15 protein-coding genes are annotated in these 19,740 nt (G+C 69.8%); 11 read left to right on the forward strand and 4 right to left on the reverse strand.

Annotated features, from left to right (window positions below; genetic code table 11):
• Positions 1-197 precede the first annotated feature (197 nt).
• Positions 198-2,756 carry a GH32 C-terminal domain-containing protein gene (locus AB0K36_RS07230; RefSeq protein WP_364589471.1) on the forward strand — a complete coding sequence of 853 codons (2,559 nt, stop codon included), beginning with the start codon at positions 198-200 and terminating at the stop codon, positions 2,754-2,756.
• Between the two features lie 109 nt (positions 2,757-2,865).
• On the opposite strand, the gene AB0K36_RS34705 is transcribed toward AB0K36_RS07230, so the two are convergent.
• Positions 2,866-3,033, reverse strand: coding sequence for a hypothetical protein (locus AB0K36_RS34705; protein ID WP_435877805.1), 168 nt, complete (start codon positions 3,031-3,033; stop codon positions 2,866-2,868).
• Between the two features lie 344 nt (positions 3,034-3,377).
• Entirely contained in the window at positions 3,378-3,830 is a 453-nt protein-coding gene (locus tag AB0K36_RS07240; RefSeq protein WP_364589476.1) for a DUF7144 family membrane protein, read from the reverse strand.
• A gap of 518 nt (positions 3,831-4,348) precedes the next feature.
• On the opposite strand from AB0K36_RS07240, the gene AB0K36_RS07245 reads away from it, so the two are divergent.
• The 4 genes from AB0K36_RS07245 (at position 4,349) to AB0K36_RS07260 (ending at position 7,735) form a co-directional block, all read left to right on the forward strand.
• A complete protein-coding gene (locus AB0K36_RS07245) occupies positions 4,349-4,756 on the forward strand; it encodes an SHOCT domain-containing protein (RefSeq protein WP_364589479.1) in 408 nt (135 codons plus the stop codon).
• Positions 4,757-5,439: 683 nt separating this feature from the next.
• Complete coding sequence (locus AB0K36_RS07250) at positions 5,440-5,763, forward strand: hypothetical protein (protein ID WP_364589482.1); 324 nt, start codon at positions 5,440-5,442, stop codon at positions 5,761-5,763.
• Positions 5,760-6,332, forward strand: coding sequence for a potassium channel family protein (locus AB0K36_RS07255; RefSeq protein ID WP_364589485.1), 573 nt, complete (start codon positions 5,760-5,762; stop codon positions 6,330-6,332). The genes AB0K36_RS07250 and AB0K36_RS07255 overlap by 4 nt, the downstream gene beginning before the upstream one ends.
• Before the next feature lie 32 nt (positions 6,333-6,364).
• Positions 6,365-7,735: a chloride channel protein gene (locus AB0K36_RS07260; protein WP_364589488.1), complete on the forward strand. Its 1,371-nt coding sequence runs from the start codon at positions 6,365-6,367 to the stop codon at positions 7,733-7,735.
• Between the two features lie 86 nt (positions 7,736-7,821).
• Here the strand turns inward: AB0K36_RS07260 and AB0K36_RS07265 are convergent, their stop codons facing one another.
• A complete protein-coding gene (locus AB0K36_RS07265; RefSeq protein WP_364589491.1) occupies positions 7,822-8,814 on the reverse strand; it encodes a helix-turn-helix domain-containing protein in 993 nt (330 codons plus the stop codon).
• A 134-nt stretch (positions 8,815-8,948) separates the two neighbouring features.
• Complete coding sequence (locus AB0K36_RS07270) at positions 8,949-12,635, reverse strand: S8 family peptidase (RefSeq protein WP_364589494.1); 3,687 nt, start codon at positions 12,633-12,635, stop codon at positions 8,949-8,951.
• A gap of 419 nt (positions 12,636-13,054) precedes the next feature.
• On the opposite strand from AB0K36_RS07270, the gene AB0K36_RS07275 reads away from it, so the two are divergent.
• The 6 genes from AB0K36_RS07275 to AB0K36_RS07300 all read left to right on the forward strand — a co-directional run bounded on the left by AB0K36_RS07275 (position 13,055) and on the right by AB0K36_RS07300 (position 19,738).
• The gene (locus tag AB0K36_RS07275) at positions 13,055-13,468 is read left to right on the forward strand and encodes a DUF7144 family membrane protein (protein ID WP_364589497.1); all 414 of its coding nucleotides are present in this window, start codon (positions 13,055-13,057) and stop codon (positions 13,466-13,468) included.
• Between the two features lie 54 nt (positions 13,469-13,522).
• Positions 13,523-14,443 (forward strand): cyclase family protein, encoded by a 921-nt coding sequence (locus AB0K36_RS07280; protein ID WP_364589500.1) that lies wholly within the window; start codon positions 13,523-13,525, stop codon positions 14,441-14,443.
• 115 nt (positions 14,444-14,558) lie between these two features.
• Entirely contained in the window at positions 14,559-16,163 is a 1,605-nt protein-coding gene (locus tag AB0K36_RS07285; RefSeq protein ID WP_364589503.1) for a GMC oxidoreductase, read from the forward strand.
• 159 nt (positions 16,164-16,322) lie between these two features.
• On the forward strand, positions 16,323-17,162 hold the full coding sequence (locus tag AB0K36_RS07290) for an SDR family oxidoreductase (RefSeq protein ID WP_364589506.1): 840 nt from the start codon (positions 16,323-16,325) through the stop codon (positions 17,160-17,162).
• Between the two features lie 42 nt (positions 17,163-17,204).
• Entirely contained in the window at positions 17,205-18,683 is a 1,479-nt protein-coding gene (locus tag AB0K36_RS07295; RefSeq protein ID WP_364589509.1) for a cytochrome ubiquinol oxidase subunit I, read from the forward strand.
• Entirely contained in the window at positions 18,680-19,738 is a 1,059-nt protein-coding gene (locus AB0K36_RS07300) for a cytochrome d ubiquinol oxidase subunit II (RefSeq protein ID WP_364589512.1), read from the forward strand. Before AB0K36_RS07295 ends, AB0K36_RS07300 begins: the two co-directional genes overlap by 4 nt.
• The last annotated feature ends 2 nt before the right edge of the window (positions 19,739-19,740 follow it).

Raw genomic sequence — 19,740 nt, forward strand, 5'->3', positions numbered from 1 at the left:
TGACGAACCGCCTCCGGCGCGCTCATCATCACTGCCCAGCGGATGTCATCGCTGACATGTGTCATCGATGACATCGCTGTTTCATCGATTGACACCGCTGTTTCCGGGCCGTCCCCACCGCCCGGCACCGCGATTCCCCCGGCGTGCCACCGCAGCGGACGCGGGCAGGACGCCGCCGCCCACAGTGCAGGAGAACCATGAGCCCAGGCCCCGTGTACCGACGTGCCCGGCTGCGCCTTGTCGCCGCGGCAGCCGCGACATGCGCCCTCGCCGTCACCGCCGTAGTCCCCCAGGCGGCGGCGACCGGCACAGCGCCCCACACCGAGACCTATCGGCCCCAGTTCCACTTCTCACCGGAGAAGAACTGGATGAACGACCCCAACGGGCTGGTGTACTTCAAGGGCGAGTACCACCTCTTCTACCAGTACAACCCGAGCGGCAACACCTGGGGAAACATGTCCTGGGGCCATGCGGTCAGCAAGGACCTCGTGCACTGGGAGGAGCTGCCGCTCGCCATCCCGCACGACGACGAGGAGATGGTCTTCTCCGGCAGCGCGGTCGTCGACCACGAGAACACCAGCGGCTTCGGGACCGAGGACGACCCCGCGATGGTGGCCGTCTACACCAGCGCCTACAAGAAGGACGGCAGGCAGGCCCAGTCGCTGGCGTACAGCACGGACCGCGGCCGCACCTGGACCAAGTACGCGGGCAACCCGGTCCTCGACATCGGCTCGAAGGAGTTCCGCGACCCGAAGGTGCAGTGGTACGCGCCGACGAAGAGCTGGCTGATGACGGTGTCCCTGTCCACCGAGCACAAGGTCCGCTTCTACTCCTCGAAGGACCTCAAGAGCTGGACACACCTGAGCGACTTCGGCCCGGCCGGCGCCGTCGGGGGCGTATGGGAGTGCCCCGACCTGTTCCCGCTGCCCGTCGACGGCGACAGCGGGCGCACCAAGTGGGTCCTGGTCGTGAACATCAACCCCGGTGGCATCGCCGGCGGTTCGGCCGCCCAGTACTTCGTCGGCGACTTCGACGGCACCCGCTTCACCCCGGACGACGACGGCTCGTACACACCTCCGCCCGGCCTGGTCGTCCAGGACTTCGAGGCGAGCGACTACGGAAGCTGGACCACGACCGGCACGGCCTTCGGCGGCGGACCGGTGCCCGCGCCGGCGCCCGGCTCGTCGGGCACGAGCGGCGTCGAGGGCCGGGGGTTCGTCGACAGCTTCCACGGCGACGACGCCGAGACCGGCACGCTCACGTCCCAGCCGTTCACCGTGGACAGCGCGTACCTCAACTTCAAGGTGGCCGGCGGCCGTCACCCGCATGTCCCCGGCTCGGTCCTGGGTGAGGCGCCGGCGCCGGAGGGCACGGTCCTCGCCGACTTCGAGCAGGACGGCTACGGATCCTGGACCGCCACCGGCACCGCCTTCGGCGACGGCCCGGCCGCGGGAACACTCCCCGGCCAGCAGCAGGTTTCCGGGTACACCGGCGACCGGCTGGTGAACAGCTTCCGCAGCGGCGACTCGACCACGGGCACCCTCACCTCGCCCGAGTTCACCCTCACGGCGAAGCACATCAACTTCCTCGTCGGCGGCGGCCGGCATCCCTCCGGAGCCGAAGCGCCCACCGCCGTACGCCTCGTCGTCGACGGCCGGACCGTACGCAGCGCGACCGGGGCCGACTCGGAGGCCCTCAACTGGGCCTCGTGGGACGTCGGCGACCTCGCCGGACGCAAGGCGCACATCGAGGTCGTCGACGAGAACACCGGCGGCTGGGGTCACATCCTGCTCGACCAGGTCATGCTCTCCGACACCCCGGCACGGCCGCGTTCGACCGAGACGGCGGTCAATCTCCTCATCGACGGCAAGGTCGTCCAGAGCGTGTCCGGTGCGGACAGCGGAAGCCTGGACTGGGCGTCCTTCGACCTCCGCGCCCACCAGGGCAAGCAGGCCGCCGTCCGGCTCGTCGACATGAACAAGGGCGGCTGGGGCCACATCATGGCCGACCACTTCGTCGCCGCCGACGAACCCGCGACCTCCAGCGTCCAGCGGGCCCACTGGGTCGACCACGGCAAGGACTACTACGCCGCCGTCTCCTGGGAGGACGCGCCGGACGGCAAGCGCCGCATGATCGGCTGGATGAACAACTGGCAGTACGGCAACAGCATCCCCACCTCCCCCTGGCGCAGCGCGCAGAGCATCCCGCGAGAGATGGCGCTGCGCACCGTGGACGGCCGGATCCGCCTGACGCAGCAGCCGGTGACGTCCGTGCGGTCGCTCCGAACCGGGCAGGCGGTCGGTGTCCGCGACCTCACGGTCACCGACGGCTCCACACCGCTGGCCGGGGGACGTGCCGACGGAAAGGCGCTCGATCTCGAGGCCACCTTCTCCCTCGGCGACGCCGAGCGGTTCGGGCTCAAGGTCCGTACCGGCGAAGGGCAGGAGACCGTCATCGGGTACGACGCGAAGACCCAGGAGCTGTACGTCGACCGCACGAAGTCGGGCGCGGTGGACTTCCACCATGACTTCCCCGGTGTGCAGCGCGCACCGCTGGCGGCCGAGGACGGCAAGGTCAGGCTGCGGATCCTGGTGGACTGGTCGTCGGTGGAGGTGTTCGGCGGCGACGGTCAGGCCGTGATCACCGACCAGATCTTCCCCGACCCGGACAGCGACGGCATCCAGGTCTTCGCGGAAGGCGGCTCCGTCGGCGTGGACAAGATCAAGGTCTGGCAGCTGCGGTCCTACCGCGACTGACCCGCTCACGGCGAAGCGGTGGGGGCGACGACCGCTCACGGCGAAGCCGGCGGGGCGGCGACCGCCCCGCCGGCTTCGCGCCATGCCGGGCCGTGGCACGTCCGCGCCGCTACTTCTGCCGTGGCGGGTGCCGGTCCCTGTGTCGGCGCAGCATGATCACGGAGGCCAGCACCCCGAGGCCCCAGGCGATCAACAGGGCACCCCACAGCGGCATGGTCACCTCCGGGACGAGCAGGCGGATCTTCACGTCCTCGCGGTTCTCGAAGATGAAGACCATCGCGACCGCGGTGACCAGAACGAATGGCGCGAGGCGACGGACACCGGGGCGGGACAGGAACGGTGTATGCGGCTGCTGGTGGTCTGTTCTGCTGCTCCGAGCCATGAGATGCCTCTCCCTCAGGTGGCTCCTGCGCCGACGTCCCCATCCGGCACGTTGCGCGCCGGACGGGAGGGCGCGACGCGTGCCACGGCACATCGGGCAACGCGCTCCCCCGCACCCTCACAGGTTCCCCCCGTAGAACGTTGCCGGCCTCACCCGCGCAGGGTGATTCCGACGCCGGGTAGCCGCGCACTCGCAGATCGAGAACGGGCTCCTCGGCGGCTGATCAGCCCGGGCCGGACTCACATGTGATGGACGCTGCGTCCGCCGGTGCCCTCTGTCGGGGCGAAGTCGTCCTTGCGGACCGTGCACAGGCCCCAGATGACCAAGGCGTACAGGGCGATGGCCACGATCGACCAGACCGGGTAGTACGGCAGCGACAGGAAGTTGGCGATGATGAGCAGCCCTGCCAGCGCCACGCCGAGGACACGCGCCCAGACGGCGGCCTTGAACAGGCCGATACTGACGATGATCGCCAGTGCACCGATGATCAGGTGCAGCCAGCCCCACGTGGTGAGGTCGAATTCGAAGACGTAGTTCGGGGTGTTGACGAAGACCTCGTCCTCGGCGACGGCCATGATGCCGCGCAGGACATCGAGGATTCCGGCGACGAGCAGCAGGACGGCGGCGAACACCATCACCCCGCTCGCCACCGCTGCCGACCTGTGGGTGTCCCGCTGAAGAGTGGTGCTCATGGTGCCTCGATTCGGGTTCTCGCGGGCATCTGTGCTGAGCACACGCCCGGCGTGACGGCGACCGGGAGTCAGCGCCGGATCGCCTTCCTGACGTGGACCCGTCCGGGATCCACCGCGCGAGCCGATGCCGGCTCACGTCCAGTCATCCTGCTTCGCGATGCGCGGAGGCACTTCACCCGCAAGGGGTGAGCGATGGAACCGCACGCCATGACCGCATCACTGTCGAACGCGCGTGGGCGCCGATGGCGAGGCGGTCACCTTTACGCTCCCCGTCCGCTGCCGCATCCGGCGCGGACCCCTCAGAGTGCGCGTACCTCTCCGCCGTCCCGGCGTCGTGCGCGCCGCACCGCCGATGAACTGGCGCAGGCTGCGGCAGCCTCCCTGACGGTCGGCCGGGCAGCGGCAGGCAGTGAATCACCCTTCGCGGGTGATGGCGTCGTCCGTGCGCGTGCCGAAGCTGGGGGCCAGTAACGGTGCCGCACTCCGGCAGGCACCGTGGAAGGCCACGAGGAGTGACGATGGACAGCCATCTGTTCCTGGCGTACGACTACCCGGTGCTCGGCGCGTTCTGGACCGTGATGTGGATCTTTCTGTGGGTGATGTGGCTACTGCTGCTGTTCCGCATCATCGTCGATGTCTTCCGCGACGACAGGATGAACGGGTGGCTCAAGGCGGCATGGTTGATCTTCGTGCTGGTCGTTCCGTTCCTCGGCGCGCTGACCTATGTGATCGTGCGAGGCAGGGGCATGGGCGAGCGGGAGCTGCGGCACACCCGGGAGCAGAAGGCCGCCGTCGACGCCTACATCCGGGACGCCGTCGGGGCCGGCAGCAGCACGGACGAGCTGGCCAGGCTGTCCGAGCTGAAGGCCAAGGGAGACATCACCGAAGCGGAGTTCCAGAAGGCCAAGGAGAAGATCCTGCACTGAGGCGTGGCGGTCGCGACCGTCATCGCGCCGAGGCGCCTCTGGATCCCGCGACCGCAGTGCGACGGCATACCGGCCGAGGCCGCTGACGCGGAGCCGGACGACACGCTATGAGGGCGGAGGCCCAGGTCACCGCCCATCGCGAGAACCTGCCGGCCGTCGAGCACCCCGTGGTCGTCCGCCACCCGCGCACCGGTCGCAGGCGGCTTCAACGTGTATCCGCGGGAGGTCGAGGAGGTCCTCCTCACGCATCCCGCCGTGAGCACGGCGGGATGCGCATCGGCCTGCCGGACGAGCGACACGGTGAGGAGGTCAGGGCCTGCGTGGTCCTGGCCCCTGGAGCGGCGCTGTCCGAGGCGGAGCTGATCGCCCGGTGCAAGGAGGAGATGGCGGGCTACAAGTACCCCCCGCCTGGCGGAATTCTTCGATGTCCTGCCCACCAACGCCACCGGCAAGATCCTCAAGCGCGAGCTCCGGGAGGCCGGTGCGGCCGCCCGCACCGCCGCCACGGGTAACGGGCAGCAGGACCGGCGGAGGCCGACTGGATCAGCGGGCGGGTTCATCCGGCCGGCCGAACGCTGCCGGCCGCTCCGGTAGCGGGACCCGGAAGGAGCGCTTTTGCTGGACTGGCGGCGGGTCTCCGCTGCTCGCGAACCACCCGCGGAGTGCTCTCTCAGGAGATCCGTATGGAACCCCAGCCGAGCCGGCCGGATCGATCCCACGGCATCCCCTCTCCGGAGGGGGAACGGACGGGGGTGGCGGACCTCGAGCGCGGTATCGCGGAGTCGGAGAGCGGTGGGAGGCCGCGCCGTCACCGGTGTCGCTCGGTCCTGTCGGCCGTGACGCTCTTCCTCGCCGCGTTGCCGTCCGTTCTGTCGGCCGTCGCGGTGTGGGCCGACAGCGTGGTGGAGGGCACCGACGGCCTTCGCCGTGCGCGAGTCCTCGACGATCCCGGCGCGGAGGGCGGGTTCGGCCGGTGGTACGGCGAGAGAGAGACACGCCCCTCATGAGCACGCGGCAGGAGCGTGACCGGGTCCGGTGGCTGCGCCCGGACCGTCGCCGTCTGCTGCTGTCACTCCTGCGTTCCGTGGTCGTGGTGGCCGTGACCACCACGGCGTACTACCTGCTCCCCCTCGACCGTGATCTCGACCGGAACACCACCGTGGTTCTCGTCCTGGGTCTGCTGGGAATCGGCGCACTGCTCGCCCTGCAAGCTGTCGGCATCGCCGTCTCGCCGTACCCCCGTTTGCGTGCCGTCGAGGCGCTGACCACAGCCGTGCCCCTCTTCCTGCTGCTGTTCTCGGCCACTTATCTCCTGTACGCACAGGAGCAGGGAGCGCACTCCTTCTCCGAACCGCTCGACAAGACCGACGCCTTGTACTTCACGGTGACCGTCTTCGCCACCGTCGGCTTCGGTGACATCGTGCCCGTCTCGGAGACCGCGCGGGTGCTGACGACACTTCAGATGGTCGCCGACCTCATCCTGGTGGGCGTGATCGCGAAGGTCATGGTCGGTGCGGTACGGCTCGGGCTCGAGCGGCGCCGGTCCTCTGCCGCGCCGGAGCAGCGTGAACCATGACCCGCTCGTCACTCGTTCGGAGGGACTGATCCATGACGGCGCCGAAGGCCCCCTCCCCACAGCCCGCGGAGTCCGACGAGGCCGACCGGCTGCGGGATCTCCTGCGTACGCCCGCGTACCGCAAGGTCCTGGTCTTCAGCGCGCTGATCGGCATCCCGATCTCACTGGCGGCGTTCTTCTTCCTTGTCGCCCTGCACGAGCTGGAGCACGTGATGTGGGCGGACCTGCCGAAGGCATGGGGGTGGGACGTCCCCCCGGCCTGGTGGCCGCTGCCCCTGCTCGCCGTCGCCGGAGTCGTCGTGGGGCTGGTGGTGACCCGTCTGCCCGGCGCCGGGGGGCACGTTCCCGCATCCGGCCTGCACGCGGGAGGGGCCTCTGCGGCCGCTCTTCCCGGGGTGGTCGTCGCCGCGACCGCGAGCCTGCCGCTCGGTGCGGCCCTCGGCCCGGAGGCGCCACTGATCGCGGTCGGCGGTGGGCTGGCCCTGCTCTTCCGGCATCTCGTCCGTGCCCCCGCCACCCCGGAGAGCACCGCACTGCTGGGTGCGGCCGGCGCTGCGGCGGCCATCGCCGCGATCTTCGGCAATCCGCTCATCGCCGCGGTCCTGTTGATCGAAGTGGCGGGCGTGGGCGGACCCCAACTGTTCATCGTCCTCCTGCCCGCGTTGCTCTCGAGTGGCGTCGGAGGGATCGTGTTCACGGGCTTCGGACGCTGGACGGGGCTCGACACCGCCAGTCTCACCGTCCACTTCCCGACATCGCCCCCGCGTCTCGACACCGGCGACGTGGTGTGGTCGATGGTGCTGGCGGCAGGCGTCGGTGTGCTGGTCCATCTGGTGATCGCCGGGGGGCGCCTGACAGCCGGCTTCGTGGCGGGGGCACCCTTCGTCCGGACGGTGGTCTGCGCCGTCGCCGCCGGCGGCTGCGCGGCCCTTTACGCGGTCGCCACGGGCCGCAGCCCGGTGGAGGTCGCCTCGTCCGGCCAGGCCACACTGGCCGCGTTGGCTGCCGATCCGCATTCCTGGAGTGTCGGCGCGCTGCTGGCCGTCCTGGTGTTCAAATCCGCCGCGTACGCCCTTTGCCTCGGCAGCCTGCGCGGTGGCCTGGTGTTCCCGGTCCTCTTCGTGGGCGCGGCGGCAGGTGTGCTGCTCGCTCCGCTCCCTGGACTCGGGGTGATCCCCGGTGTCGCCGCCGGGATGGCAGCGGCATCGGCGGCCGCGCTGCGGCTTCCGGTCAGCAGCGTGGCCCTGGTCGTCCTCGTACTCGGTAGCTCGGAGACGATCCCGGTGGTGATCCTGGCGGCCGTGACGGCCTTCGTCACCTCGGAACTGCTTCCGCAGGGCCCACCGGTCACGCCGCCGCCCCCGCGCCAGAAGGCTGCGGGCGGCGGCAGTGCGAGGGCGTGACCGGGCGGGGAGGAGCGTCGTCCTGTACACCGGCGCCCGCCCGCCTGCATCACGGCGGACCCCACCGGGACAGGTGACCGACCTCGTTACAGGGGCTCCGTCCAGCCGTTCCGCACGGCGTGGGCGCCGAGCTGGATCCGGGTCCGGACCCCGGCCATGTCCATGAGATGACGCAGGCGCCGGTGCAGCGTGCGCGGTGACAGACCGAGCTGCGTCGCGGCCGTCAGGTCCGTGAGCCCGGCCAGGAGCAGGGCGAGGATCCTGCGGTCGAGCTCGGTCGGGCCCTGTGGACCGAACTCGGCGGTGAGCGGGGACTCTCCCGCGCAGCCCGACAGCTCGAGCGGGTGGGCCGTGCGCCATACCGTCTCGAACAGTGCGTCCAGGGCGTCCAGCAGGCCGCTGCGGTGCAGCAGTACGGCGCCCGGCTCTCCGGCCGGCGTGACCGCGAGCGGGACAAGACCCAGGTCGGCGTCGGCCAGCACGAGTTTCATGGGGACGCGGTCGGCGACGCGCAGCTGCACGCCGTTGCGCTGGGAGTCGATCGCGTCCTGGACGATGCCCGGCTCCGCCAGCACGGCGCGGTCCAGTACCGCGCGGAAGAGCACGCCGCGGTCGAGGGCCATGGGCTCGGCCGTGTTCTCGTCGGGAGGCAGGGCGACGAACGGTGCGGTGATGAAGGAGCGGACCTGGGTCCTGGCCGCCTGCTGCACCTGGAGGAATCGATGACGGATGGCGTCGACGCCCGTGACGACCTCGATCAGGTCGGTGATGCTGCTGCCGGTCATCGCGGCCCGGTGTTCCTCGGCGAAGGTCACCAGTGCCTGCTCGGCCATGCGCAGTCCGTCCCGGCGCTGGCTGATGAGAGCGCCGAGTGCCATCGCCGGCGGCGCGGCCGTGAACCGCTCGTCCGCCGACCTGGTCGCCAGCCCCCACTCGACCAGGCGGCACAGTGCCTTGTCGACGTGGGCCTGCGACACGGCTGCCACGTCCGCGAGGTGGACCGCGGTGGAGTTCGGCTGTCCGAGCAGCGTCCGGTAGACGCGCTCGTCACCGGGTTCGAGGCCCAGAACATCCAGCATCGGCGACCGACTCTCTTCCACTTGCCGCAGCGGGGAGAGTATCCGCCATGGCACCGGATCTTGAACAGTCCCTGCTGGGAGTGGGTGCGAGGGGAGCCCCGGGGAGTCGCCTCCCCGGGGCCCGGCAGTGCGGCTCATCGCAGGCCGTACGCCCGGATGATCTCGTTCTTGACGCTGTATCCGCTGTCCGTCCCGGCGCTCGCGCGGACCGAGAGGAAGCCCCCGGGCTTCTTGGCCGTCCTGAACGAACCCGTCCAGTAGCCGTCGGCGCCCTTGGTCAGGGTCACCTTCTGCCAGGTGGTGCCGTCGTCGTACGAGACGTCCAGCGTCACCGTGGTGACGGTGCCCGGCACGGTGCCGAGGTCCATGGACACCGGTTTGAGCGCGATCTTCTGGGTCGCGTTGGCCCTGACGTCGCCGTGCAGGTCCGTCTCCAGCTTGTAGTCCAGGTTCAGCACGGAGAACGGCTCGAAGGAGTCCGAGTCGACGGTGTCGGACGGGAAGGTCCACTCGCTGTGGGTACGCGTCGACAGCCGGAAGACGTCTCCGGGCCGCTCCACGTCGAGGACGGCGCGGTAGGGCAGCTTGCCCGCCGGCACCTCCACCCACTGCATGTCACCGCTGACCGGGTTGTCGTGGATCAGCGTGTCGCCCTGGAAGATCCGCAGGTGCGACGGTGTCTCACCCCACGGCAGGTACCCGCCCAGCCGCATGCTGTCGCTGGCGGAGGCCCACGCCTGCACGTTCCAGGTCATGAAGTTCTGCCAACGGGAGTTGTACACCCCGAAGGACTCGCTCTGGGCGGGCCGGGTCGCCGGGGCGAACCAGTCCAGCCGGGTGGTGCTGCCCTTGGTGTACGTGTTGTCGCCCGACACCATCACCCACGGCAGGTTTCCGTCGATGCCCTGCGCGTGGAACTCCCGCCAGACCTGACCCGGGGTCACCCACTCGGTGCGGGTGCCCGGGTGCCACTCGCGGTCGGGGAAGTTGAACGACGGGCTGAGGGTGAAGTCGGACCGGTAGCCCTCCGCCGACCGGCCGCCGGCGGCCGCGTAGTAACGGGCGTCGATGCGGGCGAGGTCGTCCTGGGTGGGCCTGTAGACCAGGGCACGGTCCGGCACCTGGCCCGGGTAGTCACGGGTCAGGTCGTAGACGAACGGCGTGTGCTCGGTCTGCTTGACGGTCAGCTTGAGGTTGCCGGCCTTGGCCATCGAGATGAGGGCCTCACCCGCGTCGCGGTGCACGGTGGCGACCGGGACGGTCGACTCCCCCACGTACTCCATCAGGGCACCGACACCGTCGTTGACCACGATCAGCGCCTTCGCGCCGGCCGCGACCGCGGCCTCGGCGCGCTCCTGCGGGGAGACCTCGTCGCTGCGCCCGACGACGACGACCTTGCCCTTGGCCTTGACCTTCTCGTACGCGGCCGCCGCGCCGTCGCCCGCGTGGACGGCCTCCAGCCTGTCCGTGGCGGTGCCCAGCGCGCTGCCCGCCTGGACCAGCGTCTCGAACCGGAGCCGACCGTCCGGCGTGCTCAGGCCGAGCTGCGGCTCGCCCTTGCGCCAGCGGGTGATCAGCGTGAACTCGCCCTGCTTCATCGGCTCCGTCGGCGCGACGTAGACGTCGTCGTACATCGGCGGCAGCACGTACGCGCTGCGGTAGTCCATGTACGGGTCCAGGCCCTCGTAGTGGACGTTGAAGTCGACCTTGCGCTGACGGTCCTCGGTGCGCTGCGGCGCCTCGGTCTGCAGCAGGCGTGCCTTGCTCGCGTCGAGCACCACGTCGGCGGAGCCGTCCTCGAGCACCGTCTCCGGGTCGACCAGCACGGCCAGACCCGAGCGGTCCGCCTTCTCGCCCGCCACGTCGAGGTACCCCGCGACGGTGTAGAGGCCGGGTGCCATGCGCATGGTGGTCGAGCCGTCGACGTAGACACTCCACGGCCAGGAGTCGCCGGCCAGATTGATGCCGACCCAGCCGGCGGCGGGCCTGCCGTCCTTGCCGACCAGCTTGATGTTCAGGTCGTAGCGCTCCTCCTCCTTCAGCAGCGCCACCGAGGTGCGGGTCACCGTCTCACCCGTGACCGCGTCGGTGCCGATCACGTAGCCGCCGTGCCGGCCGGCCGAGGCGGTCCGCGGATCGCCGGTCACCGGGACGGCGGCGGTGCCGCCCGCGGGGACGGTCACCGTGGCCGCGCCCAGCCTGAACGGGCCGTCGGTGTTCGTCAGTGCCAGATTCAGCGTGACGTCGGCGGAACCGGTGTTGGTGAAGGTCATGTCTGCGGTCACGGGGACGTCGCTCGGCTGGTGCGGCCAGGTGTAGCTGCCGAAGAAGAGCGACCCGGAGCTGCGGACCGTGGCGCGCACGGCGGAGGCCACGTCGAGACGGCCGGTGCCGACCTCGTACGGCGAGTACCCGGCGTCCAGGCCCTTCGCGGTGCTCGTCAGGTGTTCCTTGAGCTGGGCGCCGGTCCAGTCCGGGTGCTGCTGGGCCAGGATCGCCGCCGCGCCGGCCACGTGCGGGGTGGCCATCGAGGTACCGCTGATCGTGCGGTACATCCCCTCGCCACCGTCGGTCATCGCCTGCGAGCGGGCCGCGGTGATGTCCACGCCCGGCGCCGCGATGTCCGGCTTCATGCCGCCGGAGTGGGCGAGGGGGCCGGTGCTGGAGAAGGACGCGAGCCGGTCCTGCTTGTCCGTGGCCGCGACGGTCAGCGCCGCGGCGGCCGCACCGGGGGCGGAGATGCTCTCCGGGCCCGAGTTGCCGGCGGCTATGACGAACAGCGTGCCGTACCGCGCGGAGAGCGCGTCGACCGTCTGCGACATCGGGTCGCTGCCGTCCGTGGGGTAGGAGTCACCGAGGCTCATGTTGACGACGTCCGCACCGGACTCGGCGGCCCACTGCATGCCGGCCATGACCCAGGAGTCCTGGCCGTAGCCCTCCGCGCCGCCGAGCACCTTGCCGACGTACAGGTCGGCGTCGGGGGCGACACCCTTGTTCTCGCCACCCGAGGCGGCGCCCGAACCGACGATGGTGCCGGCCACATGCGTGCCGTGCCCGTTGACGTCGGTGACGGCCTCACCCGGCACGAAGCTCGCCGTGCCGTCGATGAGGCCGGCGAAGTCGGGGTGGTCGGCGTCGATGCCGGTGTCGAGCACGGCGACCTTGACGCCCTTGCCGGTGTAGCCGGCGGCCCAGGCCTCGGACGCGCCGATCAGCGGCACGCTCTCCTTCAGGCCGGCCTTCACGCGGCCGTCGAGCCACAGCTTGTCGACACCCTCGCCCAGTGTGGCGCTGCCCCGCGGCGCTACGGAGGTCCAGAAGGTGCGGGCCTGCCGCTTGTCCGTGGTGAGCGCGGCACCGTGGATGCTGTTGAGCTTGCGCGTCAGCTTGCTGCCCCGGGGAGCCGTCGGCTCGACGGCCGCGCGGGACTTCGGCCGGCTGTACGTCGCGATCAGCGGTACGGCGGCCGACTTCGCGTCGTCGTACCCCATCTCGATCAGGTCGGTGACGTTGAACAGCCGCCGGTCCAGCTTGTCCGTTCCCAGCAGCGGCACCGCCTCGTCCGGAATGACGAACAAGTCGCCCTTGATCTCCTGGAATTTCACGCCGCCGACGGCGCTGTCCGGTCGGTCGACCTCGGCCGTCTGCCGGCCGTCGGCCGTCGTGGTGACCGTGACGACGTCGCCGGTGACAAGAGTGACCTTGTGGGTCCCCGAGGGCTTGGCGGTGACGGTTGGCTTACTGGGAGCGGCTTGTGCGGGTCCCTGCAGGACTGCGAGACACGAGGCCAACAGCGGCACCGCGGTGGCTGCTGCGAACAACTGCCGGCGTCTGCGCCGGAAGGCGGAATCTTGGGAGGGGGAGTGCATGCCACGGGTCTATCGACCGGTGACCGCCGTCGTGAAGGCCTCATGGTGGCAAGTCCTCGCCATGGCAGATGCTTGTCAGCCACGAACCGCGCATTCCGGTCGGAACGACGTCGTACGGACGCGGGTCGGGCAACCTTTCCACCCGGCACGGTTTCCTCGGTCCACGCCGAGCCTGGTGGGGTGGTGCGGCGTCAACCGCGCGCCACCGGCGGGCGGAGGTGGCCGGGAACACGAACGGGAGGCCGCCGCAACACGGGCCGCCCTGTCTCTTCGACATGCACTCAGGGACGACGAGGGCCAGATTGGAGATATCCGACCTACCGGACGGAGACGTCCCGGCGGGGAGGCAGAACAACACGGAGGAGCCTGGCATGACGACCCACGCGAGTGCGCCTGGCCGGCGCAACGAAACGCACAGCAGTGGTTGGCTGGTGTTCGCCGCCGTCATCATGATCTTCAGCGGCATCATGACGCTGCTCGGGGGCATCTCGGCCATCGCCAAGGACGACGTGTTCCTGGCCACCCGCAATTACGTCTATGAGCTCAACCTCACCGGCTGGGGCTGGATCCACCTCATCCTGGGCATTCTGATCGTGCTCACCGGCGTCGCCCTGTTCTCGGGTGCAACGTGGGCCAGGGTCGTCGGCGTGGGGCTGGCCGGACTCAGCATGATCGCCAACTTCATGTGGCTCCCGCACACGCCGTTCTGGGCGCTGCTGTTCATCGCGATCGACGCCCTCATCATCTGGGGGTTGTGCGTCGCGCCCCGGCCGATGAGGGACTGACGTCCGGGGCCCTTACACGTGACACCGTCGCAGGAGCCCTCGGCATCACCTGCTATGACCGCGCACGGATTCCGGGCGCTCTACGAACGACTACGGAGCCGGGCGGCGGCACAGCCCACGATGAACGGCCGGTGCGGTGCACTCCGCCACCTGACCCCTGAGCGTGTGGCGGCGGCCGCCGCCGAAGTCCGCCTCGGACACACGGTGTCGCTGGCAGCTCCGATCGAGACCGAGCCGGGGCCCGACGCCCCCGAGCCCGCGACGCACCGGATGACCGGGCCGGGACCGCGCGATCTCGGCTCGGACGGACTCCACTTCGCCACCGACCGCTTCGCCATGAACGTGCACGGGGACGCGGACAGTCATCTCGACGCCCTCTGCCATGTGGTGTTCGACGGGGAGTTGTACGGCGGAGTGCCGGCGAGCACCGTGACGGCCGAGGGCGCCCGTTCGCTCTCCGTCGACGTTCTCGAGAACGGCATCGTCGGTCGGGGTGTACTGCTGGACATCCCCCGGCTGCGCGGGGTGCCCTGGCTGGAGCCGGGCGACCATGTGACCTCGGGTGATCTGACGGGTGCCGAGGCCGCCCAAGGGGTGCATGTCGGCCCTGGTGACCTGCTGTTCGTCCGGGTGGGACATCGCCTTCGTCGTACCGGACTCGGCCGGTGGAACGTGGCCACGGCGCGGGCGGGCCTTCATCCGACCGCCCTGGAATTCCTGGCCGAGCGCAAGGTCGCGGTCCTGGGCGGAGACGGCAACAACGACACAGCTCCCAGCGCGGTGGAGGACATCGCCTTCCCCGTACACGTCCTGGCGATCCAGGCCATGGGCATCCACCTCATGGACTACCTGCGGTTCGAGGAGCTCGTCGCGGTCTGCGCGCGGACGGAACGCTGGAGTTTCCTGTCTGTGATCGCGCCCCTGAGGTTGCCCGGAGCCACTGGCTCGCCCGTGAACCCGATCGCGGTGCTGTGACCGAGGTGCCCGGCGGGCGCCCACCCTCCGGTCGCCGCTCCCGGAAGGGGCGGATACGTTCGAAGGAAGTGGGCCGCGCAGCGGGAGACACAGCACCTGACGCCAGGTCGGGGCCATGATCACAAGGACGGTGGTCGCCGTGGGCGACACCCCTCACTACGACGTCATCGTCATCGGCACCGGAGCCGGCGGAGGCACTCTCGCCCACCGGCTCGCCCCGTCGGGCAAGCGCGTCCTGCTGATCGAACGCGGTGGTTACCTGCCGCGCGAGCGGGACAACTGGGACTCGACCGCCGTGTTCGTCAAAGCCAAGTACCGGGCCCCGGAGTTCTGGCTGGACAAGCAGGGCAGCGAGTTCCCGCCCGAGGTCAACTACTACGTCGGCGGGAACACCAAGTTCTACGGCGCCGCCCTCTTCCGGCTCCGTCCCGAGGACTTCGGCGAGATCCGCCACCACGGCGGAGTGTCGCCGGCCTGGCCGATCCGGTACGAGGACCTGGAGCCGTACTACACACAGGCCGAGCACCTCTATCTCGTCCACGGACGGCACGGCGAGGATCCCGGCGAGGGGCCGGTCAGCGCTCAGTACGCGCATCCGCCGGTGGAGCACGAGCCGCGCATCCAGCAGCTGAGCGACGACCTCGAGAAGCGGGGCCTGCACCCGTTCCATCTGCCGATCGGCGTCAATCTCCGCCAGGAGAACGGCGGGCGGCCCGGTCACGCCAGTGTGTGCATCCGGTGCGACCGGGTCGACGGCTTTCCCTGTCTGGTGCGCGCCAAGTCCGACGCCGAGGTGATCTGTGTCGAGCCGGCTCTGGAGCACCCCAACGTCGAGATGGTCACGGACACCCAGGTGGTCCGTCTGGAGACCGATGCCCGAGGACGCAGTGTCAGCGCGGTCGTCGGCCGTCTCGCGGACGGTCCGGAGGTCCGGTACACGGCGGACGTGGTGGTCGTCTCCTGCGGGGCGGTCAACTCGGCGGCACTACTGCTGGCCTCGGCGAACGAGCACCACCCCCGTGGCCTCGCGAACAGTTCCGACGTGGTCGGCCGCTTCTACATGCGGCACAACAACCTGGCGCTGATGGCGGTCTCCAAGGAACCCAATGACACCCGGTTCCAGAAGACCCTCGCGCTCAACGACTGGTACTTCGGCGCGGACGACTGGGAATTCCCGCTGGGTGGCATCCAGATGCTGGGCAAGTCGGATGCGGAACAGATCCACGGCGAGGCCCCGCGGTGGGCCGGCGCGGTGGCACCGGACATGCCGTTCGAGGTACTGGCGCATCACGCCGTCGACTTCTGGCTGTGCGGGGAGGATCTGCCACTGGCGGACAACCGGGTCACTCTCGACAGTGACGCGCGGATCCGGCTCACTCTCGACGAGAAGAACAACGTCGAAGGCCTGAAGCGCCTGAGGCACAAACTGCAAGGCATGCTCGGCCACTTGGGCATGCACGAGCACCATCTGCTGTCACGCAGCATCTACCTGCACAAGGGCATGCCGATCGGTGCGACGGCGCACCAGGCGGGTACCGTCCGCTTCGGTGCCGATCCCGCCGACTCCGCGCTGGATGTGAACTGCAAGGCTCACGACCTCGACAACCTGTACGTCGTCGACACGAGCTTCTTCCCGAGCATCGGCGCGGTGAATCCCTCCCTCACCGCGATCGCCAATGCCATGCGCGTCGGCGACCATCTCTTGGCCCGGCTGGGCTGACGATCGGCGAGTGGTCCGACTGGACGAAGCTGCTCGACCCAATGGTCTAACAGACGGGCTCGGGACACGCCGTCCGCCGCGTCCGGTGATTGGCTGGCCCGTGCCCGGCCGAGCCACCGCCGGACGGAGCGCCACCGCGCGGCGAGGGGACAGGACAGCATGGATTCCACCGTGGAAACACCGCAGGATGTGATCCCGGCTCGTTTGCTGCGGGGACAGAAAGCCTTGGTCACCGGCGCCAACTCGGGTATCGGCAAGGCCACGGCCATCGGGTTGGGCCGGGCAGGGGCCGACGTGGTCGTGAACTACGTGGCGGGTCGCGAGGCTGCTGACGAGGTGGTCGCAGAGATCGCCTCGTTCGGAGTGCGCGCGGCTGCCTACGAAGCGGACGTGTCCCAGGAGGACCAGGTCGTCGCCATGATGGACCGGATGGTCCAGGAGTTCGGGACCATCGATGTCCTGGTCGCCAACGCGGGAATGCAGCGTGACGCCCGGTTCACGGAGATGACGCTCGCTCAATGGCAGAAAGTGCTCGATGTCAATCTCACCGGTCAGTTCCTGTGTGCCCGAGAGGCGACCAAGGAGTTCCGGCGCCGGGGCGTGGTCCCGGAGATCTCCCGCTCCGCCGGGAAGATCATCTGTATGAGTTCGGTGCACCAGCTCATCCCTTGGGCGGGCCACGTGAACTACGCGTCGTCCAAGGGCGGTGTGCAGATGATGATGCAGACCCTGGCCCAGGAGCTCGCGCCGGAGAAGATCCGCGTGAACGCCGTCGCCCCGGGGGCGATCAAGACGCCGATCAACCGTGATGCCTGGGAGACGCCAGAGGCACAGAAGGACCTCCTGCGGCTCATCCCGTACGACCGGATCGGGGACCCCGACGACATCGCCAACGCCGTCGTCGCGCTCGCCTCCGACCTCATGGACTACGTGGTGGGAACCACCCTGTACGTCGACGGCGGCATGACCCTCTTCCCCGGCTTCGCCACCGGCGGATGACCTTCTCCCGGCCCTTCACGACCACGAACGACGAAGGCTCGCATGCCCACCTCGCTCCACCTGCTGGCGGATGCTCCGGCCCAACTCCTTCCGGCCCGGGAACTCATGGCCTTCACCCTGGCCTCCCACATCATCCTGGTACCCCTCGGCGTGGCCTTCCCCTTCATCACCCTCGTCATGCACTACCGCGGTCTGCGCCGCAAGGACGCCACGGCCCTGCTCCTGGCACGGCGCTGGTCCGCCGTCATGGCGGTGCAGTTCGCGCTCGGCATCGTCACCGGCACGGTGCTGTCGTTCGAGTTCGGTCTGCTGTGGCCCGGCCTGATGGGAAGGTGGGGTGATGTCTTCGGCATCGGATTCGGCGTCGAGGCATGGGCCTTCTTCCTGGAGGCCGTGCTCATCGCCATCTACCTTTACGGATGGCGGCGGTTGAAGCCCCGGACACACTTCCTCCTCGGGCTGCCGCTGCCGTTCGCCGCACTGCTGGGAGCGTTCGGCATCCTGGCCGCCAACTCCTGGATGAACACGCCGCAGGGCTTCTCCCTCGACTCCGCGGGCAACCCGGTCGACGTGGACGTGTGGAAGGCGATCTTCACACCGATGTTCGGGCCGCAGTACTGGCACTTCGTCGTGGCGATGATCATCACCGCGGGCTTCATGGTGTCCGGTGTCTACGCCGTGGGCTGGCTGCGCGGCCGCCGGGACCACTACCACCGGCTCGGCTTCGCCGTTCCCTTCACCATCGCCGCCGTCGCCGCCCCTGTGCAGTTCGTGCTGGGCGACTCCATCGCCCGGTCGGTGTTCCACAAGCAGCCGGTGAAGTTCGCCGCGATGGAGATCGTCTGGAAGACCGACACCCGTGTGCCGGAGTACCTCTTCGGACGTCTGCAGGAGGACGGGACCGTCTCGGGCGGCATCAAGATCCCGCTGCTCGACTCCGTCCTGGCAGGATTCAGCCCGGACACCGAGGTGGTGGGGCTGACCTCCGTCCCGGCGGACCAGCGTCCCACGGCCACGCAGGCAACCATCGCCCACTGGGCCTTCGACATCATGGTCCTGATCGGATCCGCCCTGGTGCTGCTCGCCCTCGTGTACGGGCTGATCTGGCTACGGCACCGTCGCCTGCCCGCCTCGAAGTGGTTCTACCGCTCCGCGGCCTGTGCGGGCGTCGCCTCCGTCGTGGCCGTCGAGTGCGGCTGGATCGCCACCGAGGTCGGACGTCAGCCCTGGATCGTCTACCAGAACATGCGGGTCGCCGAGGCGGTGACGTCGACCCGCTCCACCACTCTGTGGATCATGCTCGGTGTGGTGATCGTGGTGTACGTGTGCCTCTTCGGCTCGTTCCTCGTCGTTCTGCTGAAAATGCGCACGCGCTGGCGGCTCGCCGACGAGCAGCAAGCTGCAGGAGGTACGGGCCACGCGCCGGAGGCAGACACTCCCTACGGCCCGCGAGCACCCCTCCCGGCCGGCTCCTCCGCCGCCGGAGGCGCAGCCGCCCGGCCCGGAGACGGCCGCCCATGACCGCCGATCTCATCGCCGTGGTGATGCTCCTGGCCGTGGCCGCGTACGCCTGCGCGGGCGGCACCGACTACGGGGCCGGCTTCTGGGACCTGACGGCCGGGGGAACGGAACGCGGCCGGCGTCCCCGGTGGCTCATCGATCACGCCATGGCTCCCGTCTGGGAGGTGAACAACGTCTGGCTGATCTTCGTGCTCGTCATCATGTGGACCGGCTTCCCGGTCCTGTTCCAGACCGTGTTCTCCGCGATGTGGCTTCCGCTGGCGCTGGCCGTCGTGGGCATGGTCCTGCGCGGCGCCGGCTTCGCGTTCCGCAAGCCGTCCCGGCGGCTCGCCGACCGGCGGCTGTACGGCGCCGTGTTCGCCGTGGCCTCGGTCGTCACACCGTTCTTCCTCGGTGCCGCCGTCGGCGGGATCGCGTCGGGACGGGTGGCGCCCGGCACCGAGGCATCGGCAGATGCCTGGAGCAACCCGACCTCCCTGTTGTTCGGGCTGGTCGCCATCGCCACCACGGCCTTCCTCGGCGCGGTGTTCCTCTCCGGCGACGCCCGCCGCTTCGAGGCGCCCGATCTGATCGGCTACTTCCGGCGGCGGGCGCTGGGCAGTCTCGCCGTGCTCACCGCCCTCGCGGTGATCACTGGATTCGTCACCCACGAGGACTCCCCCCACGTGTGGCACGGGCTCACCCACGGCTTGGGGCTGTTCTTCGTCGTCCTCGCCGGGGTGGCCTCGGTCGCGACGGTGTGGTTGCTCCGGCGGAAGCCGGGAACGTGGGTGCGCGTCACGGCGGTCGGGGTGGTCGCCGCCGCCGTCATCGCCTGGGGCATGGCGCAGCGCCCGTACCTCGTCCCCACGTCGCTGACCGTGGCCGATGCGGCGGGCGCGCCGGCCACGCTGACATGGCTGGCGGTCGTCACCCTGGTGGCCTTGGTGCTCGTTCTGCCCGCTGTCGTCCTCCTCTACTGGCTGGACACCCACGGGGAGTTGGAAGAGCTCACCGACTCCGAACTGCGAAGAGAAGGCGGCACCGCCGGTGACGGTGCGGCACACGACAGCTGATC

Origin of the sequence: Streptomyces kurssanovii, from assembly GCF_040677245.1 — a bacterium.
Classification (GTDB): Bacteria; Actinomycetota; Actinomycetes; order Streptomycetales; family Streptomycetaceae; genus Streptomyces; species Streptomyces kurssanovii.